Origin of the sequence: Vibrio sp. Y58_MX_L22, from assembly GCF_024181865.1 — a bacterium.
Taxonomy (GTDB): domain Bacteria; phylum Pseudomonadota; class Gammaproteobacteria; order Enterobacterales; family Vibrionaceae; genus Vibrio; species Vibrio alginolyticus.
On sequence record NZ_JAMZAN010000013.1, the window covers coordinates 23324 to 49618 of the forward strand.

A 26295-nucleotide genomic window follows, 5' to 3' on the forward strand; every position below is an offset into this window, starting at 1 on the left:
GCTTATAGACGAATTGGCATCACCACGTACATGGCACTGTCATCGTCGGCATTTTCAATCAACGCGCTAGCGTTAGCATCCGACATCGACACACGTACATTTTCACAACGCAACGTGTTCAGAACATCAAGCACATAGCTTACGTTAAAGCCGATTTCGATGGCGTCACCTTCAAAGGTTACATCAAGCATCTCTTCCGCTTCTTCTTGTTCAGGGTTATTCGCAGTTATGCGCATTTCAGTATCAGCCAGATTCACTCGCACGCCACGGAATTTTTCGTTGGAAAGAATCGCAGCACGAGAGAAGGCTTGGCGCAACTCGTCACAACTGGCTATTAGTGTCTTATTGGTGCTCTGAGGCAATACACGGCGGTAGTCAGGGAAACGACCATCAACCAACTTAGAGGTAAAAGTAAAGTTATTCACCTCAGCACGAACATTGGAGCTACCGATCTGAAGTACTACAGGCTGCTCTGGCGCATCCATCAACTTTACTAATTCTTGCACACCTTTGCGTGGCACGATGATTTGCTTCTGCGCAAAGTCCGCACCTAGCTGAGTTTGCGATACCGCCATACGGTGGCCGTCCGTCGCCACGCTGCGTAGCGTGGTGCCGTCAATTTCAAACAACATGCCGTTGAGGTAGTAACGAACGTCTTGATTCGCCATCGAGAACTGAGTTTTGTCGATCAGCGTACGTAAATCAGCTTGGCTCAGTGATACTTCCACTTCGCTTTGCCAGTCTTCAATATTAGGGAAATCGTTCGCAGGAAGCGTTGCCAACGAGAAACGGCTGCGACCAGAGCGAACTTGTACGCGATCACCTTCTAATACAAATGTGATGATCGCATCGTCCGGTAAACCACGGCAGATATCGAGAAACTTACGCGAAGGAACGGTAATGCTGCCCGCTTCAAAATCACCTTCTAGCGTCACTTTGCTTACTAACTCTACTTCAAGATCGGTTGCCGTCATCGACAATACGTTCTCTTCTACTTTAAGAAGTAGGTTACCCAGGATTGGCAGAGTTGGTCGGCCACCTAAAGCGCCCGAAACCTGCTGTAGCGGTTTGATTAAATGACTACGTTCAATGGTAAATTTCATGCTTGGCTCTTTACGCTGTCAGCTCAATAAATGATTTGCTTAGAATACCGTTATTCTAACCGATTACGAAGACAGGGTGCGAATCAAGTTAGAGTAATCTTCTTTAATGTCGTGGCTCTCTTCACGCAGCTGCTCAATCTTGCGACAAGCATGAAGTACGGTCGTATGATCGCGGCCCCCAAACGCATCGCCAATTTCAGGCAAGCTATGGTTGGTTAGTTCTTTTGCTAACGCCATAGCCAGCTGACGAGGACGCGCTACAGAACGAGAACGACGCTTAGACAGCAAGTCCGCTACTTTAATCTTGTAGTATTCCGCCACGGTCTTTTGAATGTTATCGATTGTCACCAGCTTCTCTTGTAGAGCAAGCAGATCGCGTAGCGCTTCACGAACAAAATCAATCGTAATTGGACGACCAGTAAAGTTCGCGTTCGCGATAACGCGGTTCAGTGCACCTTCTAGCTCACGAACGTTCGAACGCAGACGCTTGGCAATGAAGAATGCCACTTCATCAGCAAGGTGGATTTGGTGATCTTCGGCTTTTTTCATCAAGATAGCCACACGCGTTTCAAGCTCAGGTGGCTCGATCGCAACAGTAAGACCCCAACCAAAGCGAGATTTAAGACGATCTTCAACGCCATTAATTTCTTTAGGATAACGGTCAGACGTTAGAATGATCTGCTGATTACCTTCCAATAGTGCGTTGAAGGTATGGAAGAATTCTTCTTGTGAACGTTCTTTATTAGCAAAGAATTGGATGTCATCGATAAGGAGCGCATCCACGCTGCGGTAGTAGCGTTTGAATTCTTCAATCGCATTGTTTTGCAACGCTTTTACCATGTCTTGCACAAAACGTTCTGAGTGCATGTAGACCACTTTTGCGTTCGGGTTGTTATCCACAATCGCGTTGCCCACCGCATGCAACAAGTGCGTTTTACCCAAGCCCGTGCCGCCGTATAGGAACAGCGGGTTGTATGCTGCACCAGGATTATCCGATACCTGACGCGCCGCAGCCAAACCCAGTTGGTTCGACTTACCTTCAACAAAGTTGTCGAACTTGTGTTTTGGGTTCATGTTTGAGCGGTGATTGATAGCCGCAATCGCTTGAGCGTCGTCATCCCAGGTTTTGTGTACTGGCTTACGCGCCTGTAATTGCGCAGGTGCAGATGACTCGGCAGCCACATCTGCAGGCGTACGTGTCGGCGCTGGTTTTGGTGCAGAGACAGGTCGGCTCCCCACTTCAAAACGTAAGTTAGGAATATCGCCACCGCAGTATTCCTGCAGTAAGCGAGTAATATTGTTCAGATACTTATCACGCACCCAGTCCAACACAAAGCGGTTTGGCGCGAATAGAGTGAGAGTATTGTCATTGAGCTCCGCTTGTAGCGGACGAACCCACATGCTGAATTCTGTAGCTGGTAGCTCTTCTTGAAGCTGCTGCAAACATTGCAGCCAAAGCGAAGATGACACGGTGCCCCCACTGAGTAATTGAATTATCGGAAAAGACTGGCAATTTTACCTGTTGATAACCAAGATCGCCAGCGATTGATCGACGATCCAGTGAATAAGATCCAAGTTATTCACAATTATTTCTGCAAACTTGATGAGATCAACACACCTTGCCCCAAATTTGCCCACACAACGATCCACAATTGGGCAAAATTCACAAGATCGAGCGATTGGTGATAAGTCTGTGTATTATTTTATTCCCAATGCTGATTTTGTCGATCATTTCGCTAGGTTCAGTTCGCATTTTCGTCACATTTAACATTCTTCTTCTATTATCTAATAACTCACAGGTCTAGGTTATTGCTCTTGGTTATTTATTTAATTGAGCTAACTAACAGTAGTATTTCCAACCATAAAATTATGGAGATGTATTATGAAAAACTGGATTAAGGTTGCCGTTGCAGCCATTGCACTGTCGGCAGCAACCGTACAAGCCGCTACTGAAGTCAAAGTTGGTATGTCAGGTCGCTACTTCCCGTTTACTTTTGTAAAGCAAGACAAGCTACAAGGCTTTGAAGTCGACATGTGGGATGAAATCGGTAAACGTAACGATTACAAAATCGAATACGTAACAGCCAACTTCTCTGGTTTATTTGGTCTTTTAGAAACTGGTCGTATCGATACGATCTCCAACCAAATCACCATGACTGATGAGCGTAAAGCTAAATACCTATTTGCTGACCCTTACGTTGTAGATGGCGCACAAATTACCGTGCGTAAAGGCAACGACAGCATCAAAGGTGTTGACGATCTTGCGGGCAAAACCGTTGCGGTGAACCTAGGCTCTAACTTTGAGCAACTGCTGCGTCAATACGACAAAGACGGCAAGATCAACATTAAAACGTACGACACAGGTATCGAACATGACGTGGCGCTCGGTCGTGCAGACGCGTTTGTAATGGATCGTCTTTCTGCGTTAGAGCTGATTAAGAAAACTGGCCTTCCTCTGGAATTGGCAGGCGAACCGTTTGAGACCATTCAAAACGCATGGCCTTTCGTTGACAACGAGAAAGGTCGTAAGCTGCAAGAAGAAGTAAACAAAGCACTGGCTGAGATGCGCGCAGATGGTACAGTAGAGAAAATTTCCGTGAAGTGGTTTGGCGCTGACATCACGAAATAAGAACTCTTTGTACTTTAGGCCGCAAAGTGGTATCACTCTCGGACTAAAATAAACTTACGTAAAGGTGGAACTTGTTTTCCACCTTTTCTTTTCTCTAGCCTTTAGGTAAGCCGTATGGGATTTGACTTTAATTACATGTTGGAACTGCTGCCGATATTGCTGAAATATCTTGGCACAACCATGGAAATGGCGACATGGGGATTGGTGTTTTCGCTGATTTTATCCGTCATTTTAGCCAATATTCGCGTATTTAAACTGCCAGTTCTGGATCAATTAAGCCAACTGTACATCAGCTTCTTCCGTGGCACCCCACTGTTGGTTCAGCTTTTCCTGCTCTATTACGGCTTACCGCAAATTTTTCCATTGATGGTCGGTATCGACGCCTTTTCAGCAGCGGTTATCGGTTTAACGCTGCACTTTGCCGCTTATATGGCGGAAAGTATTCGTGCCGCCATTATTGGCATTGATCGCAGCCAAATGGAAGCGAGCTTATCGGTCGGTATGACGACATCCCAAGCAATGCGCCGAGTGATTTTACCTCAAGCAACGCGTGTCGCACTGCCTTCATTGATGAACTATTTCATCGATATGATCAAGTCAACGTCTCTTGCTTTCACGCTTGGTGTGGCCGAAATCATGGCGAAAGCACAGATGGAAGCCTCATCAAGTTTCCGTTTCTTTGAAGCTTTCCTTGCGGTTGCTCTTATTTACTGGGGCGTGGTGGTGATTCTGACTCGCGTACAAATCTGGGCAGAAGCAAAACTGAATAAGGCGTACGTACGATGATTAAGTTAGAAAATATTCACAAACGTTTTGGTGAGACTGAAGTGCTGAAAGGCATCGACCTCGATATTAAGCAAGGTGAGATCATCGTGATTATCGGCTCAAGTGGTACGGGTAAATCAACCTTGCTGCGTACGGTGAACTTTCTAGAACAAGCAGATGAAGGTCGTATCACGATAGATGACATCTCCGTTGATACTCAAAAACACACTAAAGCCGAAGTATTAGCGCTGCGTCGTCGAACTGGCTTTGTGTTCCAAAACTATGCCCTGTTTGCCCACATGAATGCGCGCCAGAACATTGCCGAAGGTCTAGTGACCGTTCGAGGTTGGAAAAAAGCCGATGCTCTCAAACGAGCGCAACAAATTCTGGATGACATCGGTCTTGGGGATAAAGGCGATAGTTATCCAGCGGCATTGTCTGGCGGCCAACAACAACGTGTGGGTATCGGCCGAGCGATGGCGCTACAACCAGAACTGCTGTTGTTTGACGAACCAACTTCTGCGCTGGATCCTGAATGGGTCGGTGAAGTTCTCTCATTAATGAAGAAGTTAGCTAATCAGCATCAAACCATGCTGGTGGTGACGCACGAGATGCAATTCGCGAAAGAAGTAGCTGATAGAGTGATCTTCATGGCGGAAGGCAATATCGTTGAGCAAGGTTCTCCACAGGATATCTTCGATAATCCACAAGATCCTCGTTTGAAAAAATTCCTTAACCAAGTAGGAATAGAGTAACGATCAAGCATCAGGATCGATTGATCCTTGAGATTTTACTCACACTACGTATAATCGCCCGGCCGGAATTTCGTACTCATTGAGTCATTGACACATTATGTGAGTGTGATTACAATTCCGCCTCTTTGTTGAGAGGCGTCGGTTGTCCTTCTCTATATAAAGAGCTTCTTTATATAAGAAAGCAAATACCCACGCCGGGTTTAACAAGAACCTAAAACTACTGATCAGTAAAGGTAATTATCATGAAACGCACTTTTCAACCTACAGTTCTAAAGCGCAAGCGTACTCACGGCTTCCGTGCTCGCATGGCAACTAAGAACGGTCGTAAAGTTATCAACGCACGTCGTGCAAAAGGCCGTGCGCGCCTATCAAAATAATCGCTAGTTTATTTTGAACACGTACGCGTTTAATCGGGAGTTACGTTTGTTAACTCCCGAGCATTATCAAAACGTCTTCCAGCAAGCTCATCGAGCTGGCTCGCCTCATTTCACCATCATTGCTCGCAATAACAAACTTTCTCACCCACGATTAGGTTTAGCGGTTCCCAAAAAGCAAATCAAAACGGCTGTCGGTCGTAACCGATTTAAGCGTTTGGCTCGTGAAAGCTTTCGTAACAATCAACATCAGCTTCCAAACAAAGATTTTGTTGTGATTGCAAAGAAAAGCGCGCAAGATTTAAGCAATGAGGAAATTTTTAAGTTGTTTGATAAGCTATGGCAACGCCTGTCTCGCCCTTCACGTGGATAGCCATTGGGCTCGTTTATCTGTATCGCTGGTTTATCAGCCCTTTGATTGGTCCTCGTTGCCGGTTCACACCAACCTGTTCCACTTACGCGCTAGAAGCTTTGAGAGCTCACGGTTTTGTAAAAGGATGTTGGTTATCAGGCAAACGTCTATTAAAATGCCACCCTTTGAATGAAGGGGGGTATGACCCCGTTCCACCAGTCCAAAAACAAGACAGAGATAACTAACGATGGATTCTCAACGTAATATCCTGCTCATCGGTTTGGCCCTGGTTTCTTTTTTGCTGTTTCAACAATGGCAAGTTGCAAAGAATCCAGAACCTCAAGCAGTTGAACAGGCTCAATCAAGCAGCACTCTACCTGCACCATCTTTTGCTGATGAACTTGACCCAGTTCCTGGTCAACAGCAAGCTTCTGCAAAAACTATCACAGTAACGACTGATGTTTTAACTCTGTCGATCGACACCGTTGGTGGCGATGTGGTACATGCCAACCTTAACGAATACTCTGCTGAGTTAGATTCATCAGATTCCTTTGTTCTGCTTAAAGACGCTCAAGGTCACCAATTTATCGCTCAAAGCGGTCTAGTGGGCCCTCAAGGTATCGACTTGAGCAGCACAAATCGCCCTCACTACAACGTAAGTGCAGACAGCTTCACAATGGCTGACGGTCAAGATGAACTTCGCGTTCCGATGACATTCACTGCAAACGGCATCGAATACACCAAAACTTACATCTTTAAACGCGGCAGCTACGCGCTTAATGTTGAATACGATGTAGTGAACAACTCAGGCAACAACGCAACATTTGGTATGTACGCTCACCTACGTCAAAACCTAATGGACGATGGTGGTAGCATCACAATGCCTACTTACCGTGGTGGCGCATACTCAACAGAAGATACGCGTTACAAGAAGTACAGCTTTGATGATATGCAGGATCGCAACCTGTCTCTTAACCTAGCCGATGGCCAAGGTTGGGCAGCAATGATTCAGCACTACTTTGCCGCAGCTTGGATCCCACGTAACGAACCAGGTACTAACCTATACACTCGTGTAATTGGCAACCTAGGCGACATCGGCGTTCGTATGCCGAACAAAACTATCGCAACAGGCGATCAGGCTAAGTTTGAAGCAACACTTTGGGTTGGTCCAAAACTGCAAGATGAAATGGCAGAAGTGGCACCTAACCTAGACCTAGTAGTGGACTACGGCTGGTTATGGTTCATTGCGAAGCCTCTTCATATGTTGCTTTCATTCATCCAGAGCTTTGTTGGCAACTGGGGTGTGGCAATCATCTGTCTGACCTTCATCGTTCGTGGTGCAATGTACCCACTAACAAAAGCGCAATACACGTCTATGGCGAAAATGCGTATGCTTCAGCCTAAGCTGCAAGCTATGCGTGAGCGCATCGGTGATGACCGTCAGCGCATGAGCCAAGAAATGATGGAACTGTACAAGAAAGAGAAAGTGAACCCACTAGGTGGCTGTTTACCTCTTATCCTACAGATGCCTATTTTCATCGCACTATACTGGGCACTAATGGAATCGGTTGAGCTACGTCACTCTCCATTCTTCGGTTGGATTCATGACCTTTCAGCGCAGGACCCTTACTACATCCTGCCTCTACTGATGGGTGCGTCAATGTTCCTAATCCAGAAGATGAGCCCGACAACAGTAACGGATCCAATGCAGCAGAAGATCATGACCTTTATGCCGGTTATGTTTACCTTCTTCTTCTTGTTCTTCCCATCAGGTCTCGTTCTGTACTGGTTGGTGTCGAACATCGTAACGCTTATCCAGCAAACTCTGATCTACAAAGGATTAGAGAAAAAAGGCTTACACAGCAAGTAACCTTTTAGGAAATGATTGAGAAAGGCGGCCAAAAGGTCGCCTTTTTGTTTTTGGCTGATTACAATTCAGCTAATTAATTGTGATGGCTCCCTAGGTATCTTCCCTATAGCCCAGCTCAAAAGGCAAAATTATGACTACAGATACGATTGTCGCTCAAGCGACCGCGCCTGGTCGTGGCGGTGTCGGTATTATTCGAGTTTCTGGCCCTAAAGCCAACCAAGTGGCGTTAGAAGTCACTGGCAAAACACTAAAGCCCCGCTACGCAGAGTACCTGCCGTTTAAGTCAGAAGATGGCACTGTGCTTGATCAGGGCATCGCACTGTACTTCCCTAACCCACACTCATTTACAGGTGAAGACGTACTTGAGCTGCAAGGCCATGGCGGCCCTGTCGTGATGGATATGCTGATAAAACGCATTCTAGGTATAGATGGTATTCGAGCTGCTCGCCCTGGTGAGTTCTCTGAACGCGCATTTCTGAACGATAAGCTCGACCTAGCTCAAGCCGAAGCGATTGCAGACCTCATTGATGCCAGTTCTGAAGAAGCAGCAAAATCGGCGCTGCAATCCTTACAGGGCGCATTTTCAGGCCGTATTAATACCTTAGTTGAGTCGCTGATTCATTTGCGTATCTATGTTGAAGCAGCCATCGACTTCCCTGAAGAAGAGATCGACTTTTTGGCCGACGGTAAAGTGGCTGGTGACCTACAAGCCATCATCGACAACCTAGATGCGGTGCGCAAAGAAGCTAACCAAGGCGCTATTATGCGTGAAGGGATGAAAGTCGTGATTGCGGGTCGCCCAAATGCGGGCAAATCAAGCCTACTGAACGCGCTATCGGGTAAAGAATCTGCAATCGTAACCGACATCGCAGGAACCACGCGTGATGTACTGCGTGAGCATATCCATATTGATGGCATGCCACTACACATCATTGATACAGCAGGTTTGCGTGATGCTTCCGATGAAGTAGAGAAAATCGGTATCGAACGCGCGTGGGATGAAATAGCCCAAGCAGACCGCGTGTTGTTCATGGTGGATGGCACGACAACCGATGCCACCGATCCGAAAGATATCTGGCCAGATTTTGTGGATCGCCTACCAGACAACATTGGCATAACTGTGATCCGTAATAAAGCGGATCAAACGGGTGAAGATATGGGGATCTGCCACGTCAATAACCCTACTCTTATCCGTTTGTCAGCGAAGACTGGTGCAGGGGTTGAAGCTCTGCGCGATCATCTCAAGGAGTGTATGGGCTTCTCTGGCAACAGTGAAGGTGGGTTTATGGCTCGTCGTCGTCATCTCGATGCATTAGAACGTGCCGCACAGCACCTTCAAATAGGCCAGGAGCAGCTTGAAGGCTATATGGCAGGTGAAATATTGGCTGAAGAGCTACGCATCACCCAACAACATCTCAATGAGATTACCGGTGAGTTCAGTTCTGACGACTTACTGGGACGAATCTTCTCTTCATTCTGTATCGGGAAGTAAATAATCGAACGCGCGGTGCTGAGCTTAACTCACACCGCGTTTCTTTTTGTACGGCAAGCCATCCATGAGCTTTAGCCGTCGCATTCAATAAGGAAGAAGTATGATCCACATTATTACAGGCAGCACGTTAGGTGGCGCAGAATACGTAGGGGATCACCTGAGTGATCTACTCAACGAGAATGGATTTGAAACAACGATCCACAACCAGCCTTCCCTCAGTGATATCGAAAATCAAGGTACGTGGTTGGTGATCACCTCTACACATGGAGCTGGTGAGTATCCTGATAATATCCAACCTTTTATCGCAGCATTACAAAATACACCGCCAAAAATGACTGATGTAAAATTTGCGGTGATTGCGATTGGTGACTCTAGCTACGATACGTTCTGTGCCGCTGGTCAACACGCTTATGATTTATTAGAGGATATTGGTGCAACCCCTCTCGCAGATTGCTTTAAAATCGATGTACTGAGCCATGATGTGCCAGAAGACGCCGCAGAAATGTGGTTAAAAGAGAATATCGAACGTTTTTAAACTCACGACTTTCCCTTCAACAGAGTCGAAATTCGGCTCTGTTTTCTCCCATGTGAATAACTCCCACCAAATTATTTTGTTTAACCGCTCAAAAACCAACCAAACAGACTGTGGATAACTACAATAAGATCCAGTGATTTTCCTTTAGTTATCCCAATAACAACTTTGATCAATTTCACCCCCTGTGTATAACCACCACTTTTGATCCCAGGTAATCCTCGATCTGATCCAATCATGATCACAAGATATGATCCAAAGAAGATCCATGATCTTGTTGATCATTTTTAGGTTATCCACAGAAACGGTCGATCCTAATAGTAGATCTAATAAAAGATCATATATATAGATCTTATATATATTTATCTTGAAGCTTAAAACGGATAAAACGAGAAAACGTTTTTCTCTCTGGCATAAAGCAGGTAAAATACGGCTCCTTTATCTGTCCATTAAATCCCTTTGAATACCTGAGGTCAGTTCATGCTTTATCACGAAAACTTTGACGTCATTGTTGTCGGTGGCGGACACGCAGGAACGGAAGCCGCGCTCGCATCTGCACGCACAGGACAAAAAACGCTTCTCCTTACCCATAACATCGATACATTAGGCCAGATGTCTTGTAATCCGGCGATCGGTGGTATTGGTAAAGGTCACTTAGTAAAAGAAGTAGATGCTATGGGCGGTTTGATGGCTGAAGCCATCGACCATGCAGGTATTCAGTTTCGTACACTAAATGCCTCCAAAGGTCCTGCAGTACGAGCAACTCGAGCTCAAGCCGATCGCGCTCTGTACAAAGCGTACGTTCGTAATGCATTAGAAAATGCGCCTAACTTAACGTTGTTCCAGCAATCAGTTGATGATCTGATTGTTGAACAAGATCGCGCAGTTGGTGTGGTAACTCAAATGGGACTTCGCTTCCATGCGAAAGCCGTTGTGCTAACCGTGGGTACCTTCCTTGGTGGTAAGATCCACATAGGTATGGAAAGCTCGTCTGGTGGTCGTGCCGGGGATCCACCATCGATCGCATTAGCGGATCGACTGCGTGAACTGCCGTTCCGTGTGGATCGTTTAAAAACAGGTACTCCACCGCGCATTGATGCTCGTACTGTTGATTTTTCAGTGCTAGAAGCTCAGCATGGTGATAACCCAACGCCTGTATTCTCGTTCATGGGCAAACGTGAACAGCATCCGCGTCAGATTCCATGTTTCATCACCCACACCAATGAACAAACTCACGATGTGATCCGTAGTAACTTGGATCGCAGTCCAATGTACGCTGGTGTGATTGAAGGTATTGGTCCTCGTTACTGTCCGTCTATTGAAGACAAAGTGATGCGTTTCGCTGACAAAAACAGCCACCAAATCTTCATTGAGCCAGAAGGCCTAACCACGCACGAGTTATACCCTAATGGTATCTCGACCAGCTTGCCATTTGATGTGCAAGTACAAATCGTGCGCTCAATGAAAGGGTTTGAAAATGCACACATCGTTCGCCCAGGTTATGCGATTGAATATGATTTCTTCGATCCACGTGATTTGAAGCAAACGTACGAGACGAAGTTCATCCATGGTTTGTTCTTTGCTGGCCAGATTAATGGCACGACTGGCTACGAAGAAGCCGCAGCGCAAGGCTTGATGGCCGGTCTAAATGCAAGCTTGTTTAGCCAAGACAAAGAAGGCTGGAGCCCACGTCGTGACCAAGCTTACATGGGCGTGTTGATTGATGACTTATCGACCATGGGTACCAAAGAGCCGTACCGCATGTTCACTTCTCGTGCGGAATACCGCCTGCTACTTCGTGAAGATAATGCCGATTTGCGTTTAACGGAAAAAGCGCGCGAGCTAGGCTTGATTGATGATGTTCGTTGGGCTCGCTTTAACGAGAAAATCAACAATATGGAAACGGAGCGTCAGCGTTTGAAAGCAACGTGGATGAATCCGAAGTCAGAGGGTGTTGATGAGCTGAACAAGCTGCTGAAAACCCCAATGGCCCGTGAAGCGAGTGGTGAGGATCTTCTGCGTCGTCCAGAGATCACTTATTCGCAACTGACGCAACTTGAAGCATTTGCTCCTGCACTTGAAGATCAGCAAGCGGCTGAGCAAGTTGAAATTCAAGTGAAATACGATGGTTACATCAAGCGTCAGCAGGAAGAGATCGAAAAATCACTGCGTCACGAAAATACCAAGTTACCTGCTGATTTGGATTACCGCGATGTAAAAGGTTTATCAAACGAAGTCGTTGCTAAACTGAGCGAGGCCAAACCAGAGAGCATCGGTATTGCATCACGCATTTCTGGTATTACGCCTGCTGCAATTTCTATTCTACTTGTTCACTTGAAAAAGCATGGTTTGCTGAAGAAAGGTGAGGAAGAATAATGAGTGCATTGCGAACAAAGCTGGATTCACTGATCGCGAAAACCGATTTGGAAGTGTCAGAACAGCAACGAGAACAGTTAGTTGGTTATGTCGAACTGCTCGATAAATGGAACAAAGCGTACAATTTAACATCGGTACGTGATCCGCTTGATATGTTAGTGAAACATATTCTTGATAGTATCGTTGTAAGCGCACACCTGCCCGGTGAGCGCTTCATTGATGTTGGCACTGGTCCGGGGTTACCGGGCATCCCTTTGGCAATCATGAACCCTGAGAAAACCTTCTTTTTGCTCGACAGTCTTGGCAAACGCATCCGTTTTATCAAGCAAGTCGTGCACACATTAGGGCTGAAAAACGTGACACCAATTCAAAGTCGCGTCGAAGAATTCCAACCTGAAGAAAAATTTGATGGCGTTTTGAGTCGAGCTTTTGCTTCAATGACAGACATGGTGGAATGGTGCCACCATTTGCCGAAACAAGAGCACGGGGTGTTTCTAGCGCTGAAAGGACAGCACCCTAAAGATGAAATGGATCAGCTTCCTGAATGGTGCAGTGTGACAGAGATCATATCTTTGGCTGTTCCTGAGTTGGAAGGTGATCGTCATCTAGTAATCTTATCGCGCAAGGAAAATTAGCGAGGTAATCGTGGGTAAAATTGTAGCAATCGCCAACCAGAAAGGTGGGGTCGGCAAAACAACAACGTGCATTAACTTAGCGGCTTCGATGGCGGCAACAAAGCGCAAGGTTTTGGTGATCGATCTCGACCCGCAAGGCAATGCTACGATGGCCAGTGGTGTGGATAAGTATATGGTCGACGCCACCGCATACGATCTTTTGGTCGAAGATACACCGTTCGATCAAGTCGTTTGTACCCAAACAACAGGGAAGTATGATTTGATCGCGGCGAACGGAGACGTCACCGCGGCAGAAATCAAATTGATGGAAGTTTTCGCTCGTGAAGTGCGTCTAAAAAATGCATTGTCGTCAGTTCGCGATAACTATGATTTCATCTTTATTGATTGTCCTCCTTCTCTAAACCTTCTTACAATCAATGCGATGGCGGCAGCTGACTCTGTGCTGGTGCCGATGCAATGTGAATACTTTGCGTTAGAAGGTTTAACTGCTCTTATGGATACAATCAGCAAGTTAGCGGCTGTTGTGAATGAAAACCTAAAAATCGAAGGTTTATTGCGTACCATGTACGACCCACGCAACCGCTTATCGAATGAAGTATCCGATCAACTTAAAAAACACTTTGGGAATAAAGTTTACCGTACTGTCATTCCGCGTAATGTTCGTTTGGCTGAAGCGCCAAGTCACGGTAAGCCAGCAATGTACTACGATAAGTACTCCGCAGGTGCCAAAGCGTATCTTGCTTTAGCGGGCGAAATGCTCCGCCGCGAAGAAATCCCAGTTTAACTCTAACCTAAGGAATTCAATCCCATGTCTAAGCGTGGTCTCGGAAAAGGACTGGATGCGTTATTGTCGACCAGTTCGTTTGCTCGTGAAAAACAGCATATTGCATCGCATAGCCAAGAATTATCGGCAGACGGTGAGTTAACCGATTTAGCGATTGGTCAATTGCAGCCGGGCGTATACCAACCGCGTAAAGATATGGCGCCTGAAGCGCTAGAAGAACTAGCGGCTTCGATTCAATCACAAGGCATTATTCAACCAATCGTGGTTCGCCAGGTCGAAAATGGTCAGTTTGAGATCATCGCAGGTGAGCGCCGCTGGCGTGCTGCAAGGCAGGCGGGTTTAAAACGCGTGCCGTGTTTGGTGAAAAAAGTTGAAGATCGTGCCGCCATCGCCATGGCGTTGATTGAAAACATTCAACGTGAAGACTTGAATGTGATTGAGGAAGCCCAAGCGCTTGAGCGTCTACAAGATGAATTCACGCTGACACATCAGCAAGTGGCCGATGTGATTGGTAAATCAAGAACGACGGTGAGTAACCTATTACGTCTGAATCAGTTGGAAGTTGATGTAAAAGGTCTGGTTGCAGATAAAAAATTGGAAATGGGTCATGCTCGAGCTCTGTTAGCGTTAGAAGGCGAACAGCAAGTCGAAGTAGCTCAACAAGTGGCTAAGAAGCAAATGACTGTTCGCCAGACCGAACAGTTAGTAAAAAAGTGCTTAGCCCCACAAAATGAGCAAAAAGGGCAACAAGAGGATACCGAAGCCGAGCAAATGTCGCATAAATTGAGTCAGCTGCTTGATGCAAAAGTTTCTCTTACCCGTTCTGCAAACGGAAAAGCGAAATTGACGATAAGTCTTGATGAGCCTCACAAATTGGACCAACTAATTGCCAAGCTTGAGGCCTAGATGAGATAATTGATTTAGGTCAATTAATCTAATTAATCTAATTAATCGAATTTTGTGCGAAAGTTGTCGTTTTGTAAACAAAACTGTAAGTTTTTGATGCAATCGAATTGCTTTACGTTGAACTGAACGTATAATTTTCGCCAATTTCCCAGCACAGAGAGTTAAGTGCGAAGTGGATATTACTAGAGGTACGAATACATGGTAGCTGCGTTAGCTAGACCAGGACGAGAGCTCGCAAGGCAATTGTTAATGATCCAGTCTGGCGCGGTTATTTTTGTGGCAGCAGGAATGGCGGTAGCCATAAATCCTGACTGGGGATTTTCAGCGCTGATTGGCGGAGGCATTTTTGTTGTTGCCAATGCAGTATTCGCGCTGTGTGCTTTCATGTTTAGTGGAGCTCGCGCTGCCAAGCGCATCGCTGCTTCCTTCTATACGGGTGAAGTACTGAAAATTCTCATCACGGTTGCACTGTTCTATGTTGCCTACATGTATATGCAGGTGGAACTTGTTCCCCTCAAACTAACCTATTTGCTGGTACTAGGTATTAATATCTGTGCACCAGTGCTATTCATTAACAACAAAAAATAGGATGAGTTATGGCTGCGCCAGGTGAAGCGCTAACATCGTCCGGTTACATTGCCCACCACCTTTCTAACCTATCGCTATACAAGTTGGGTTTAGTAGGGTCGGAGACAAGTTTCTGGAACGTACATATCGATAGCCTGTTTTTTTCTTGGTTTACTGGTTTAATCTTCCTCGGAATTTTTTACAAAGTAGCAAAGAGAACAACAGCGGGTGTACCGGGTAAGCTTCAGTGTGCTGTAGAAATGATCGTTGAATTTGTCGCCGATAACGTCAAAGACACGTTCCATGGACGCAACCCACTGATCGCGCCTTTAGCACTGACTATCTTTTGTTGGGTATTTTTGATGAACGTGATGGACTTAGTTCCTATCGACTTCTTACCATACCCAGCAGAGCATTGGCTAGGTATCCCTTACCTTAAGGTTGTACCGTCTGCTGATGTGAATATCACCATGGCTATGGCTCTAGGCGTTTTTGCATTGATGATTTACTACAGCATCAAAGTAAAAGGTCTAGGTGGATTCGCAAAAGAACTTGCACTACATCCATTCAATCACCCACTGATGATTCCGTTTAACCTACTAATTGAAGTGGTATCGCTATTAGCGAAACCTCTATCACTTGGTATGCGTCTATTCGGTAACATGTTCGCGGGTGAGGTTGTATTCATTCTTTGTGCGGCAATGCTACCATGGTACTTACAATGGATGGGTTCACTACCGTGGGCAATCTTCCATATCTTGGTTATTACGATTCAAGCCTTCGTATTCATGATGTTGACAATTGTTTACCTGTCAATGGCACACGAAGATCCTGATCATTAATTTTTTTAAAGCTTTTTATTTGGGCACTAAGCCAACAACTATAAATTGGAGATAGTAATGGAAACTTTACTGAGCTTTTCTGCAATCGCCGTAGGTATTATCGTCGGTCTTGCTTCTCTTGGTACAGCGATTGGTTTCGCACTGCTAGGTGGTAAATTCCTAGAAGGTGCTGCACGTCAACCAGAAATGGCTCCTATGCTACAAGTTAAGATGTTCATCATCGCGGGTCTACTTGATGCGGTTCCAATGATCGGTATCGTAATCGCGCTACTATTCACTTTCGCAAACCCATTCGTTGGTCAACTAGGTTAATCACCTTTAACTCGGGACGGGCGATTATCGCTTGTCACTGATTAACACTAAGTCCAAATAGAGGGGTAGCTGTTGTGAACATAAACGCAACTCTGCTAGGTCAAGCAATCTCGTTCGCACTATTTGTGTGGTTCTGCATGAAGTATGTATGGCCACCATTGATGCAAGCGATCGAAGAGCGTCAGAAGAAAATTGCTGATGGTCTTCAAGCAGCAGAACGTGCTGCGAAAGACTTGGATCTAGCACAAGCCAACGCTTCTGATCAATTGAAAGAAGCGAAGCGCACAGCAACTGAGATCATCGAACAAGCGAACAAGCGTAAGTCTCAAATTCTTGATGAAGCTCGCGAGGAAGCTCAGGCAGAACGCCAGAAAATCCTAGCGCAAGCAGAAGCAGAACTTGAAGCTGAACGCAATCGTGCACGCGATGAGCTGCGCAAACAAGTTGCTACTCTGGCTGTAGCTGGTGCTGAGAAAATCCTTGAGCGTTCTATCGATAAAGATGCGCAAAAAGATATTCTCGACAACATTACTGCAAAACTTTAAGTCTGGGGGCGCATATGTCTGATTTGACTACTATCGCACGCCCCTATGCTAAAGCAGCCTTCGACTTTGCTTTAGAGAAAGACCAGTTGGACCAATGGGGCCAAATGTTATCTTTTGCTGCTGAAGTGGCCAAAAACGAACAAATGAACGAACTACTAACGGGTTCAGTTTCTGCTGACAAAATGGCAGAAATTTTTGTTGCAGTTTGCGGCGAACAAGTTGATGCGCACGGTCAAAACCTTTTGAAGGTAATGGCTGAGAATGGTCGTTTAGCGGCCCTTCCTGATGTTTGTACGGAGTTTTTTACTCTGAAAAAAGAACATGAGAAAGAAATTGATGTTGAAGTAATTTCAGCAACAGAGCTTTCTGATGAACAACTTGCAAACATTGGCAGCAAACTTGAAAAGCGTCTTGAACGCAAAGTGAAGCTGAATTGCAGTGTAGATGAGACCCTACTTGGTGGGGTTATTATTCGAGCCGGAGACCTAGTCATCGATGACTCAGCGCGTGGTCGTTTGAACCGCCTGAGCGATGCATTGCAGTCTTAATGGGGATTGGAGCATGCAACTTAATTCCACGGAAATTAGCGATCTGATCAAACAACGTATCGAATCTTTCGAAGTTGTTAGTGAAGCTCGCAACGAGGGTACTATCGTATCGGTAAGCGATGGTATCATCCGCATCCACGGCCTAGCGGACGTGATGCAAGGTGAAATGATTGAATTACCGGGTGGCCGTTATGCACTGGCACTTAACCTTGAGCGTGACTCGGTTGGTGCGGTTGTAATGGGCCCATATGCTGACCTTAAGGAAGGCATGAAAGTTACAGGTACTGGCCGCATTCTTGAAGTGCCAGTTGGTCCAGAACTACTAGGCCGCGTAGTAAATACGCTGGGTGAGCCTATCGATGGTAAAGGTCCAATCGAAGCGAAAATGACTTCGCCTGTAGAAGTGATCGCACCAGGTGTAATCGACCGTAAATCGGTAGACCAACCTGTGCAAACTGGTTATAAGTCAGTTGACTCAATGATCCCAATCGGTCGTGGTCAGCGTGAGCTTATCATCGGTGACCGTCAGATTGGTAAAACAGCACTGGCGATCGACGCGATCATCAACCAGAAAGACTCTGGTATTTTCTCTATCTACGTAGCAATCGGTCAGAAAGCATCGACTATCGCTAACGTTGTTCGCAAACTAGAAGAGCACGGCGCACTACAAAATACTATCGTTGTAGTTGCATCAGCTTCTGAATCTGCAGCGCTTCAATACCTAGCGCCTTACGCAGGTTGTGCGATGGGTGAATACTTCCGCGATCGCGGTGAAGACGCACTGATTGTTTACGATGATCTATCTAAGCAAGCGGTAGCTTACCGTCAGATCTCTCTACTACTTAAACGTCCACCAGGCCGTGAGGCATTCCCAGGTGACGTATTCTACTTACACTCGCGTCTACTAGAGCGTGCAGCTCGTGTAAACGAAGAGTACGTAGAGCGTTTCACTAACGGTGAAGTGAAAGGTAAGACTGGTTCTTTGACTGCTCTTCCTATCATCGAAACTCAAGCAGGTGACGTTTCAGCATTCGTACCGACTAACGTAATCTCGATTACCGATGGTCAGATCTTCCTACAAACTGAGCTATTCAACGCTGGTGTTCGTCCAGCTGTTGACCCTGGTATCTCAGTATCTCGTGTAGGTGGTTCAGCTCAGACGAAAATCATCAAGAAACTATCAGGTGGTATCCGTACAGCACTAGCTGCATACCGTGAACTAGCGGCATTTGCTCAGTTCTCTTCTGACCTTGATGACGCAACGAAGAAACAGCTAGACCATGGTCAAAAAGTTACAGAACTAATGAAGCAGAAGCAGTACGCTCCAATGTCTGTATTTGACCAAGCTCTAACTATCTTCGCGGCAGAGCGCGGTTACCTTGATGATGTAGAACTTAACAAAGTTCTAGATTTCGAGGCGGCTCTACTATCGTACGCTCGCGGTCAATACGCTGAACTAGCAGCTGAGATCGACAAGTCTGGCGCTTACAACGATGAAATCGAAGCTCAGTTGAAGAAACTGACTGACGACTTCAAAGCAACCCAAACTTGGTAATTAGGTCGGTGGCAGTTTCTGCCACCAACTAACGGAGAGTAACGATGGCCGGCGCAAAAGAGATACGTAATAAAATCGGTAGTGTTAAAAGCACTCAGAAAATTACGAAAGCGATGGAAATGGTAGCAGCTTCAAAAATGCGTCGTTCTCAAGATGCAATGGAAGCTTCTCGTCCATACGCTGAAACAATGCGTAAAGTGATCGGTCATGTGGCTAACGCAAACCTAGAGTACCGTCATCCGTACCTAGAAGAGCGTGAAGCTAAACGTGTTGGTTACATCATCGTTTCGACAGACCGTGGTCTGTGTGGTGGTTTGAACATTAACGTGTTCAAAAAAGCCGTTACAGACATGCAAGCATGGAGAGAGAAAGGTGCTGAGATTGAGCTAGCCGTTGTTGGCTCAAAAGCAACAGCTTTCTTTAAACATGGTGGCGCAAAAGTTGCGGCACAGGTTTCTGGTCTTGGAGATAATCCAAGCCTACAAGACCTAATCGGCTCTGTTGGCGTAATGCTGAAGAAATACGATGAAGGTGAACTGGACCGTCTATATGTAGTATTCAACAAGTTTGTTAATACTATGGTTCAGCAACCAACGATCGATCAATTGCTACCTTTGCCTAAATCGGACAGCGAAGAGATGCAGCGTGAGCATTCATGGGACTACATCTATGAGCCTGAACCAAAACCTCTACTGGATACGCTATTAGTGCGTTACGTAGAGTCTCAGGTATACCAAGGTGTGGTTGAGAACCTTGCTTGTGAGCAAGCGGCTCGAATGATTGCGATGAAGGCTGCAACGGATAACGCAACCAGTTTGATTGACGATTTGGAACTTGTGTACAACAAAGCCCGTCAGGCTGCGATTACACAAGAACTATCAGAAATCGTTGGTGGTGCAGCTGCGGTTTAAGCTTAGGTAAAACGAAATAGTTTAGAGGATTAACGATGGCTACAGGTAAGATCGTACAGATCATCGGTGCGGTAGTCGACGTAGAGTTCCCACAGAGCAATGTACCTAGTGTATATGACGCTCTAAACGTAACGGACTCAAAAGAGCGTCTAGTTCTTGAAGTTCAACAACAGCTAGGCGGTGGCGTAGTTCGTTGTATCGTAATGGGTAGCTCTGATGGTTTACGTCGTGGAGTAGAAGTGGTTAACACTGGCGCTCCAATTTCAGTACCAGTAGGTACTAAAACTCTAGGTCGTATCATGAACGTCCTAGGTGACGCGATTGACGAGCGTGGTGAAGTGGGTGCGGAAGAGGTTTACTCTATCCACCGTAGTGCACCAAGCTACGAAGAGCAATCAAACGAAATTGCACTTCTAGAAACGGGCGTTAAAGTAATCGACCTAATTTGTCCATTCGCTAAGGGTGGTAAAATCGGTCTATTCGGTGGTGCAGGTGTAGGTAAGACCGTTAACATGATGGAACTTATCAACAACATCGCACTACAGCACTCAGGTCTATCAGTATTTGCTGGTGTTGGTGAGCGTACTCGTGAAGGTAACGATTTCTACTACGAGATGCAGGAAGCGGGCGTTGTAAACGTTGAGAAGCCTGAAGAATCAAAAGTAGCGATGGTTTACGGTCAGATGAACGAGCCACCAGGTAACCGTCTACGTGTTGCACTGACTGGTCTAACAATGGCAGAGCGTTTCCGTGACGAAGGTCGTGACGTACTACTGTTCATTGATAACATCTACCGTTACACACTTGCAGGTACAGAGGTATCAGCACTACTAGGTCGTATGCCTTCTGCGGTAGGTTACCAGCCAACTCTTGCAGAAGAGATGGGTGTACTTCAGGAGCGTATCACGTCAACGAAATCAGGTTCTATCACGTCTGTACAGGCGGTATACGTACCAGCGGATGACTTGACTGACCCGTCTCCAGCAACAACGTTCGCGCACTTGGATGCAACGGTTGTACTTAACCGTAACATCGCTGCAATGGGTCTATACCCTGCGATCGACCCGCTAGATTCAACATCTCGTATGCTTGATCCACTAGTCGTTGGTCAAGATCACTACGAAGTTGCTCGTGGTGTTCAGCAGACTCTTCAGCGCTACAAAGAGCTGAAAGATATCATTGCTATCCTAGGTATGGACGAGCTATCTGAAGAAGATAAGCAAGTTGTATCTCGTGCACGTAAGATTGAGCGTTTCCTAACTCAGCCTTACCACGTAGCAGAAGTATTTACAGGTGACCCTGGTATTTACGTACCTCTAAAAGAGACTCTACGTGGCTTTAAAGGTCTACTAGCTGGTGAATACGACGACATTCCTGAGCAGGCATTTATGTACTGCGGTAGCATCGACGATGCTATTGAGAATGCGAAGAAGCTATAAGGCTAACTAGGAGGCGATATGGCAGCAATAACCTTTCACCTAGACGTAGTAAGCGCTGAGAAGAAAATCTTCTCTGGTCGTGTTGAAACGTTTCAGGTGACCGGTAGCGAAGGTGAACTTGGTATTTTCCATGGTCACACACCGCTGCTGACCGCTATCAAGCCTGGTATGGTGCGTATTGTGAAACAGCACGGCCACGAAGAAATTATTTATGTTTCTGGTGGTATGGTAGAGATTCAGCCTGGTACAGCGACTGTACTAGCTGATACAGCTATCCGTGGTGAAGAGCTAGACGCAGCGAAGGCAGAAGAAGCCAAACGCCGCGCTGAGGAGCAAATCCAGAATCAGCATGGTGACATGGACTTCGCACAAGCGGCCAGTGAACTGGCTAAAGCCATTGCTCAGCTACGAGTTATCGAGCTGACAAAAAAGCGTCGCTAAGCTCAATTAGCAACGTTGCATGAAAAAAGGCGGCCAATTGGTCGCCTTTTTGATTAATTTTAGTTGGAAATTTACCTTACTCCATTAACTATTTTAAAAGAGCTGTTTAAAATAACGGCCAATTAACATAAAACGTCAATAGGTTATCAATGAAATTCAGTGCTGTGATTCTTGCAGCGGGTAAAGGTACCCGTATGCATTCGAACATGCCTAAAGTGCTACACACTTTGGCAGGCAAGCCAATGGCAAAACATGTTATCGATACATGTACAGGTCTTGGCGCACAAAACATCCACTTGGTCTTTGGTCACGGTGGTGATCAAATGCAAACCACTCTTGCAGAAGAGCCTGTAAATTGGGTGCTTCAAGCGGAGCAGTTAGGGACAGGTCATGCGGTTGATCAAGCGTCTCCGAAGTTTGAAGACGATGAAAAAGTACTGGTGCTTTACGGTGATGTTCCACTGATTTCAGCTGAAACGATTGAAAACCTATTAGATGCACAGCCAACTGGCGGTATTGCACTACTAACAGTGATTCTAGATAACCCGACAGGCTATGGTCGTATTATCCGTAAGAATGGTCCTGTTGTGGCGATCGTTGAGCAAAAAGATGCAACAGAAGAACAAAAACAAATTAAAGAGATCAACACTGGCGTGATGGTTGCGACTGGTGGGGATCTTAAGCGTTGGTTGTCTGGCTTAAACAACAACAACGCACAAGGCGAATACTACCTAACTGACGTTATTGCAGCTGCACACGATGAAGGTCGTGCCGTTGAGGCAGTACACCCAGTCAATGCCATTGAGGTGGAAGGGGTCAACGACCGCGCACAGCTTGCTCGTCTAGAGCGTGCTTTCCAGTCAATGCAAGCTCAGAAGCTACTAGAGCAAGGTGTCATGCTACGCGATCCAGCACGCTTTGATTTGCGTGGTGAGTTACAGTGCGGTATGGACTGTGAAATCGACGTGAATGTTATCGTCGAAGGTAAAGTTTCACTGGGTGATAACGTGGTTATCGGTGCGGGTTGTGTACTGAAAGATTGTGAAATCGACGACAACACCATCGTTCGCCCTTACAGTGTGATTGAAGGTGCAACGGTTGGTGAAGAATGTACGGTTGGTCCATTTACTCGCCTTCGTCCTGGTGCTGAAATGCGTAACGATTCCCATGTGGGTAACTTCGTTGAAGTGAAAAATGCGCGCATCGGAGAAGGTTCAAAAGCGAACCACCTAACTTACTTAGGTGATGCAGAGATCGGTCAACGTACTAACATCGGTGCAGGTACTATCACTTGTAACTACGATGGTGCGAACAAGTTTAAAACCATCATCGGTAATGATGTTTTTGTTGGTTCTGATAGCCAGCTGGTGGCGCCTGTCACTATCGCTGATGGCGCAACCATCGGTGCAGGCACGACACTAACAAAAGATGTTGAAGAAGGTGAGTTAGTAATTACTCGCGTCAAAGAGCGCAAAATTACTGGCTGGCAGCGTCCTGTAAAACAGAAATAAGCATTACCTACACTCTGTCTCTATATTGTCAAAGCCGCTCAACAAGAGCGGCTTTGTTGTTTCTAGCTAAGGCTTCATCGCTAGTAGCTAGGAATGGCAATACGTTTTTCGAGCCAACGAACGGCTTGAGATACAAATAGGATGAGTAACAAGTACTCCAAAACGAGGAAGGTATAAATCTCTAAGGGTAAGTACTCATTCACCACCAGCTCATTAGCACGGCGAGTGAGATCGCTTAAACCAATCACGCTGACTAAAGAACTCATCTTGAGAATGTAGACAAATTGATTGCCCAGTGGAGGGAGGATTTGTCGAAATGCTTGGGGAAGAATTACCAGGCGCATCTTTTGCCAATAGCTTAAGCCCAAAGATTCAGCCGCTTCATGTTGGCCACGGCTGATAGCTTGTATCCCACCGCGAAACACTTCCGCCATAAACGCACTCTCAGCGATAGTCAGTGCAATAACACCCGCCCAAAAGTGATTGAGTGAGACATCCAATAGTGTAGGCATGCCGTAATACACCCAAAGTAGTAAGACTAAAACTGGCACTGAACGGATCACCTCGACATAAATACGGTTTATCCACTTCAGAGAGGCTGAGTCCGACAGAGCGGGTAACGCAACGATTAGGCCCAAGCTCATCGCAAATAACATACTAAGGAGTGATACTTGGATGGTGTCGTTAAACCCAGCGATTAAAAACTTTAGATTGGTGAGCCCTTGATCCGTCGAAGGGTCAAGTACATACCAGCCCCATTGATAATCTGAACAACCAGTGAGTAATAGTAGTGAAAATAGCCATAGAGTTCGAAACGTCACATTTACTCCCTGAATTAACTAAAAAACTTCCTTTGTTGCTGCTATGTTATCAGTAGAGCTCTAATAAAGGTTAATTATTAAACCGTATAAGGTCATTATTTTTAAGGGAATAAAAATGAGAAAGATTTTACTAGTGCTAGGAATGTGTTTGCTTGCTGCGACTCAAGTCGCTCACGCTGAAAGCCGTCTTCAATCTATTTTAGACAATGGCGTACTCCGAGTTGGAACGACGGGAGATTGGAATCCGATGACGATGAAAGACCCCGCGACAAACAGTTATCGTGGCTTCGATATCGATGTAACAACAGAACTTGCTAAAGATCTCGGTGTAAAAGTGGAGTATGTTCCCACGGATTGGAAGACGCTAGTTAATGGCATTACCGCCAACAAGTACGATATTACTGGCAGCGCATCTCTGAACATGTCGCGCGCGAAAGTAGCTGGATACAGCCAGCCATATTTCTACCTTGCCTTTGTACCTGTGGTGCAAAAGAAAGATCTCGCCAAATTCTCTGATTGGGCGGATTTTAATAAACCAGAAGTAAAAGTCGCGGCGACGTTAGGTACGGTACAAGAAAAAATGGTTAAGGAGTTCTTCCCGTCTGCTCAGCATATTGTTATTGAAGCGCCAGCGCGCGACTTCCAAGAACTACTAGCTCGCAGGGCCGATGTATCGGTGACGTCCAATGTGGAAGCAGCGACGTTGGTGGACAAGTTTAAACAGTTGGCGATAGTGCCAGTGACCGCACCGCGTAAACCAACCCCAATTGCTATGTTGTTGCCGCAAGACGATCAAGTATGGATTAATTACATCAATCACTGGGTTGAGTTGAAAAAGACTCAAGGCTTTTTTAAGCAGACTGCCAAGAAGTGGGGGTTGAAAAGCTTATAAACAGAAAGAGCCGCATTGCGCGGCTCTTTTTATTATTTGAACGATTAAAGTTCGTCTTCACTCACGACTCGGGCGTTGTCAGGAGTCGTAAAGTGCTTGGATAATTCGCGATTCGACAGAATGTATCCCATCCACAGCCCAGCCATACAGATGATGATTGCGATGCCAGTAACCATCTGAGCTTGGCTTGCCATTGCGGCTACCAATGCACTTGAGAAGCTACTTACACAGATTTGCAGGCTGTTTTGCAGACCTGCTGCTGTTGCAGGGCTCTGTTGTGCGCTGGCCAGTGCACGGTTTACCACGATTGGGTACAGCGCGCCGTTAGCGACGGCAATCAAACAGAATGGCGCAAGAATAGGCCAAATCGATGACAGCTCCCACTGTGAAGCAATGAAAATCATTAATGCCGCGACACTAAATAGGCCAATCAGTTGGCGCAGAACCTTTTCATCACCAAATTTTCGAACGCCTACTTTACCTAAGTAGCCACCAGCCATAAACGCGATAGTTTGTGGGATAAAGCTCAAACCAATATCTTTTGCTTCGTAGCCCAGTTGCGCCATGATTTCTGGCATCCCAGTTAGGTAAGCAAAGAATGCAGCTGAAGCCGTCGCAAACATAAACACGTTGCCAAGGTATTTTTTAGAACTCAGCAGCGCTTTGATGTCGGCAGACATACTGGTTTGTTTGATTTCTGCTTTCTCGTCTTTTTGTGCCATGGTCGCAAAGACCAAGAAGACACCAACCAGTGTTAGCGTAATAAAGATACTGTGCCAGCCGAAGTTATCTGCCAACACAACCCCTAATTGAGGTGCTAGTGCTGGTGATAGCGCGACGAGTGGCATGATTGTCGCAAAAATTTGTTGGCTACTGCTTGAGTAGCGCTTAATGACCATAGCCTGCCAGATCACGGCTGGTGCACACACACCGATAGCTTGGATAAAGCGCAGTGTGAGTAGTTGCCATACTTGATCACAGAAAGCCAAACCGAATGACGCGATAGTAAATAGCACCAACCCGGCTGCGAGTGTATTACGATGGCCAAATTTATCGGATGCCAATCCCCACATTAGTTGGCCAATCGCCATACCAACGAGGAATACCGTTAAAGAGAGAGCAATTTGCTCAGGGCCTGTTGCAAAGTCGATTTCCATCGCTTTGAATGCTGGCAGATACATATCCGTAGCAACGAAGCCAAGCATCGATAATGCTGCCAGGTAAATGAGCTGTAGTTTTGAGATTTTCATGATTCAACCAGTCAAATTATTTAATCATTTTTTATCAACATCAGTTGGCGCCAACCCTGATTTATTTACCTTATTATTCTATTTTTCG

Annotated in this window: 28 protein-coding genes; 24 read left to right on the forward strand and 4 right to left on the reverse strand. The window is 46.0% G+C overall.

The window, feature by feature from the left end; translation table 11 throughout:
• Positions 1-2: 2 nt before the first annotated feature.
• Positions 3-1103 carry a DNA polymerase III subunit beta gene (dnaN, locus tag NL626_RS20715; RefSeq protein ID WP_005394106.1) on the reverse strand — a complete coding sequence of 367 codons (1101 nt, stop codon included), beginning with the start codon at positions 1101-1103 and terminating at the stop codon, positions 3-5.
• Positions 1104-1166: 63 nt separating this feature from the next.
• The gene (gene dnaA, locus NL626_RS20720) at positions 1167-2573 is read right to left on the reverse strand and encodes a chromosomal replication initiator protein DnaA (protein WP_005378835.1); all 1407 of its coding nucleotides are present in this window, start codon (positions 2571-2573) and stop codon (positions 1167-1169) included.
• A 412-nt stretch (positions 2574-2985) separates the two neighbouring features.
• Here dnaA and NL626_RS20725 point away from each other — a divergent pair, with 412 nt between their 5' ends.
• The 23 genes from NL626_RS20725 (at position 2986) to glmU (ending at position 23244) form a co-directional block, all read left to right on the forward strand.
• Positions 2986-3732 (forward strand): amino acid ABC transporter substrate-binding protein, encoded by a 747-nt coding sequence (locus NL626_RS20725; protein ID WP_005378831.1) that lies wholly within the window; start codon positions 2986-2988, stop codon positions 3730-3732.
• Between the two features lie 114 nt (positions 3733-3846).
• Positions 3847-4518, forward strand: a complete 672-nt coding sequence (locus NL626_RS20730; RefSeq protein ID WP_005378829.1) for an amino acid ABC transporter permease — start codon at positions 3847-3849, stop codon at positions 4516-4518.
• Positions 4515-5252 carry an amino acid ABC transporter ATP-binding protein gene (locus NL626_RS20735; protein WP_005378827.1) on the forward strand — a complete coding sequence of 246 codons (738 nt, stop codon included), beginning with the start codon at positions 4515-4517 and terminating at the stop codon, positions 5250-5252. The genes NL626_RS20730 and NL626_RS20735 overlap by 4 nt, the downstream gene beginning before the upstream one ends.
• 242 nt (positions 5253-5494) lie before the next feature.
• Positions 5495-5629 (forward strand): 50S ribosomal protein L34, encoded by a 135-nt coding sequence (rpmH, locus tag NL626_RS20740; RefSeq protein WP_005378825.1) that lies wholly within the window; start codon positions 5495-5497, stop codon positions 5627-5629.
• Between the two features lie 46 nt (positions 5630-5675).
• Positions 5676-5999, forward strand: coding sequence for a ribonuclease P protein component (gene rnpA / locus NL626_RS20745; RefSeq protein ID WP_005394102.1), 324 nt, complete (start codon positions 5676-5678; stop codon positions 5997-5999).
• Positions 5966-6223 (forward strand): membrane protein insertion efficiency factor YidD, encoded by a 258-nt coding sequence (yidD, locus tag NL626_RS20750; RefSeq protein WP_005378822.1) that lies wholly within the window; start codon positions 5966-5968, stop codon positions 6221-6223. Before rnpA ends, yidD begins: the two co-directional genes overlap by 34 nt.
• A 2-nt stretch (positions 6224-6225) precedes the next feature.
• Positions 6226-7848: a membrane protein insertase YidC gene (gene yidC / locus NL626_RS20755; protein WP_005383834.1), complete on the forward strand. Its 1623-nt coding sequence runs from the start codon at positions 6226-6228 to the stop codon at positions 7846-7848.
• Positions 7849-7978: 130 nt separating this feature from the next.
• Positions 7979-9340 (forward strand): tRNA uridine-5-carboxymethylaminomethyl(34) synthesis GTPase MnmE, encoded by a 1362-nt coding sequence (gene mnmE / locus NL626_RS20760; protein WP_005383836.1) that lies wholly within the window; start codon positions 7979-7981, stop codon positions 9338-9340.
• A 100-nt stretch (positions 9341-9440) separates the two neighbouring features.
• Positions 9441-9875 (forward strand): FMN-binding protein MioC, encoded by a 435-nt coding sequence (gene mioC, locus NL626_RS20765; protein WP_005378900.1) that lies wholly within the window; start codon positions 9441-9443, stop codon positions 9873-9875.
• Between the two features lie 477 nt (positions 9876-10352).
• Positions 10353-12248 carry a tRNA uridine-5-carboxymethylaminomethyl(34) synthesis enzyme MnmG gene (gene mnmG, locus NL626_RS20770; protein WP_005378901.1) on the forward strand — a complete coding sequence of 632 codons (1896 nt, stop codon included), beginning with the start codon at positions 10353-10355 and terminating at the stop codon, positions 12246-12248.
• Entirely contained in the window at positions 12248-12883 is a 636-nt protein-coding gene (rsmG, locus tag NL626_RS20775; protein WP_005378902.1) for a 16S rRNA (guanine(527)-N(7))-methyltransferase RsmG, read from the forward strand. The genes mnmG and rsmG overlap by 1 nt, the downstream gene beginning before the upstream one ends.
• Before the next feature lie 10 nt (positions 12884-12893).
• Entirely contained in the window at positions 12894-13667 is a 774-nt protein-coding gene (locus NL626_RS20780; RefSeq protein ID WP_005383838.1) for a ParA family protein, read from the forward strand.
• A gap of 24 nt (positions 13668-13691) precedes the next feature.
• Complete coding sequence (locus NL626_RS20785; RefSeq protein WP_005383840.1) at positions 13692-14573, forward strand: ParB/RepB/Spo0J family partition protein; 882 nt, start codon at positions 13692-13694, stop codon at positions 14571-14573.
• Between the two features lie 198 nt (positions 14574-14771).
• A complete protein-coding gene (locus NL626_RS20790) occupies positions 14772-15161 on the forward strand; it encodes a F0F1 ATP synthase subunit I (protein ID WP_005378921.1) in 390 nt (129 codons plus the stop codon).
• A gap of 8 nt (positions 15162-15169) precedes the next feature.
• Positions 15170-15982 carry a F0F1 ATP synthase subunit A gene (gene atpB, locus NL626_RS20795; protein WP_005378922.1) on the forward strand — a complete coding sequence of 271 codons (813 nt, stop codon included), beginning with the start codon at positions 15170-15172 and terminating at the stop codon, positions 15980-15982.
• 57 nt (positions 15983-16039) lie between these two features.
• On the forward strand, positions 16040-16294 hold the full coding sequence (atpE, locus tag NL626_RS20800) for a F0F1 ATP synthase subunit C (RefSeq protein ID WP_002540812.1): 255 nt from the start codon (positions 16040-16042) through the stop codon (positions 16292-16294).
• Between the two features lie 74 nt (positions 16295-16368).
• Positions 16369-16839 carry a F0F1 ATP synthase subunit B gene (atpF, locus tag NL626_RS20805; RefSeq protein ID WP_005378929.1) on the forward strand — a complete coding sequence of 157 codons (471 nt, stop codon included), beginning with the start codon at positions 16369-16371 and terminating at the stop codon, positions 16837-16839.
• 14 nt (positions 16840-16853) lie between these two features.
• Positions 16854-17387, forward strand: coding sequence for a F0F1 ATP synthase subunit delta (gene atpH, locus NL626_RS20810; RefSeq protein ID WP_017635596.1), 534 nt, complete (start codon positions 16854-16856; stop codon positions 17385-17387).
• A gap of 13 nt (positions 17388-17400) precedes the next feature.
• Positions 17401-18942: a F0F1 ATP synthase subunit alpha gene (gene atpA, locus NL626_RS20815; RefSeq protein ID WP_005378931.1), complete on the forward strand. Its 1542-nt coding sequence runs from the start codon at positions 17401-17403 to the stop codon at positions 18940-18942.
• Positions 18943-18986: 44 nt separating this feature from the next.
• The gene (gene atpG, locus NL626_RS20820) at positions 18987-19853 is read left to right on the forward strand and encodes a F0F1 ATP synthase subunit gamma (RefSeq protein WP_005378932.1); all 867 of its coding nucleotides are present in this window, start codon (positions 18987-18989) and stop codon (positions 19851-19853) included.
• Between the two features lie 35 nt (positions 19854-19888).
• On the forward strand, positions 19889-21292 hold the full coding sequence (atpD, locus tag NL626_RS20825) for a F0F1 ATP synthase subunit beta (protein ID WP_005383849.1): 1404 nt from the start codon (positions 19889-19891) through the stop codon (positions 21290-21292).
• 18 nt (positions 21293-21310) lie between these two features.
• Positions 21311-21733, forward strand: coding sequence for a F0F1 ATP synthase subunit epsilon (locus NL626_RS20830; protein ID WP_005378937.1), 423 nt, complete (start codon positions 21311-21313; stop codon positions 21731-21733).
• A 149-nt stretch (positions 21734-21882) separates the two neighbouring features.
• Positions 21883-23244 carry a bifunctional UDP-N-acetylglucosamine diphosphorylase/glucosamine-1-phosphate N-acetyltransferase GlmU gene (glmU, locus tag NL626_RS20835; RefSeq protein WP_047102566.1) on the forward strand — a complete coding sequence of 454 codons (1362 nt, stop codon included), beginning with the start codon at positions 21883-21885 and terminating at the stop codon, positions 23242-23244.
• An 80-nt stretch (positions 23245-23324) separates the two neighbouring features.
• Here the strand turns inward: glmU and NL626_RS20840 are convergent, their stop codons facing one another.
• The gene (locus NL626_RS20840; protein ID WP_005383852.1) at positions 23325-24065 is read right to left on the reverse strand and encodes an amino acid ABC transporter permease; all 741 of its coding nucleotides are present in this window, start codon (positions 24063-24065) and stop codon (positions 23325-23327) included.
• 115 nt (positions 24066-24180) lie between these two features.
• On the opposite strand from NL626_RS20840, the gene NL626_RS20845 reads away from it, so the two are divergent.
• Positions 24181-24957, forward strand: coding sequence for a transporter substrate-binding domain-containing protein (locus tag NL626_RS20845; protein ID WP_005378944.1), 777 nt, complete (start codon positions 24181-24183; stop codon positions 24955-24957).
• A 44-nt stretch (positions 24958-25001) separates the two neighbouring features.
• On the opposite strand, the gene punC is transcribed toward NL626_RS20845, so the two are convergent.
• On the reverse strand, positions 25002-26207 hold the full coding sequence (gene punC, locus NL626_RS20850; RefSeq protein ID WP_213896499.1) for a purine nucleoside transporter PunC: 1206 nt from the start codon (positions 26205-26207) through the stop codon (positions 25002-25004).
• Between the last annotated feature and the right edge of the window lie 88 nt (positions 26208-26295).

Coding starts and splice junctions, on each gene's coding strand:
- dnaN (WP_005394106.1), bottom strand. CDS start 1,103: ATGAAATTTACCATTGAACGTAGTCATTTAATCAAACCGCTACAGCAG.
- NL626_RS20725 (WP_005378831.1), top strand. CDS start 2,986: ATGAAAAACTGGATTAAGGTTGCCGTTGCAGCCATTGCACTGTCGGCA.
- NL626_RS20730 (WP_005378829.1), top strand. CDS start 3,847: ATGGGATTTGACTTTAATTACATGTTGGAACTGCTGCCGATATTGCTG.
- NL626_RS20735 (WP_005378827.1), top strand. CDS start 4,515: ATGATTAAGTTAGAAAATATTCACAAACGTTTTGGTGAGACTGAAGTG.
- rpmH (WP_005378825.1), top strand. CDS start 5,495: ATGAAACGCACTTTTCAACCTACAGTTCTAAAGCGCAAGCGTACTCAC.
- yidD (WP_005378822.1), top strand. CDS start 5,966: ATGGCAACGCCTGTCTCGCCCTTCACGTGGATAGCCATTGGGCTCGTT.
- yidC (WP_005383834.1), top strand. CDS start 6,226: ATGGATTCTCAACGTAATATCCTGCTCATCGGTTTGGCCCTGGTTTCT.
- mnmE (WP_005383836.1), top strand. CDS start 7,979: ATGACTACAGATACGATTGTCGCTCAAGCGACCGCGCCTGGTCGTGGC.
- mioC (WP_005378900.1), top strand. CDS start 9,441: ATGATCCACATTATTACAGGCAGCACGTTAGGTGGCGCAGAATACGTA.
- mnmG (WP_005378901.1), top strand. CDS start 10,353: ATGCTTTATCACGAAAACTTTGACGTCATTGTTGTCGGTGGCGGACAC.
- rsmG (WP_005378902.1), top strand. CDS start 12,248: ATGAGTGCATTGCGAACAAAGCTGGATTCACTGATCGCGAAAACCGAT.
- NL626_RS20785 (WP_005383840.1), top strand. CDS start 13,692: ATGTCTAAGCGTGGTCTCGGAAAAGGACTGGATGCGTTATTGTCGACC.
- NL626_RS20790 (WP_005378921.1), top strand. CDS start 14,772: ATGGTAGCTGCGTTAGCTAGACCAGGACGAGAGCTCGCAAGGCAATTG.
- atpB (WP_005378922.1), top strand. CDS start 15,170: ATGGCTGCGCCAGGTGAAGCGCTAACATCGTCCGGTTACATTGCCCAC.
- atpE (WP_002540812.1), top strand. CDS start 16,040: ATGGAAACTTTACTGAGCTTTTCTGCAATCGCCGTAGGTATTATCGTC.
- atpH (WP_017635596.1), top strand. CDS start 16,854: ATGTCTGATTTGACTACTATCGCACGCCCCTATGCTAAAGCAGCCTTC.
- atpA (WP_005378931.1), top strand. CDS start 17,401: ATGCAACTTAATTCCACGGAAATTAGCGATCTGATCAAACAACGTATC.
- atpG (WP_005378932.1), top strand. CDS start 18,987: ATGGCCGGCGCAAAAGAGATACGTAATAAAATCGGTAGTGTTAAAAGC.
- atpD (WP_005383849.1), top strand. CDS start 19,889: ATGGCTACAGGTAAGATCGTACAGATCATCGGTGCGGTAGTCGACGTA.
- NL626_RS20830 (WP_005378937.1), top strand. CDS start 21,311: ATGGCAGCAATAACCTTTCACCTAGACGTAGTAAGCGCTGAGAAGAAA.
- glmU (WP_047102566.1), top strand. CDS start 21,883: ATGAAATTCAGTGCTGTGATTCTTGCAGCGGGTAAAGGTACCCGTATG.
- NL626_RS20845 (WP_005378944.1), top strand. CDS start 24,181: ATGAGAAAGATTTTACTAGTGCTAGGAATGTGTTTGCTTGCTGCGACT.
- punC (WP_213896499.1), bottom strand. CDS start 26,207: ATGAAAATCTCAAAACTACAGCTCATTTACCTGGCAGCATTATCGATG.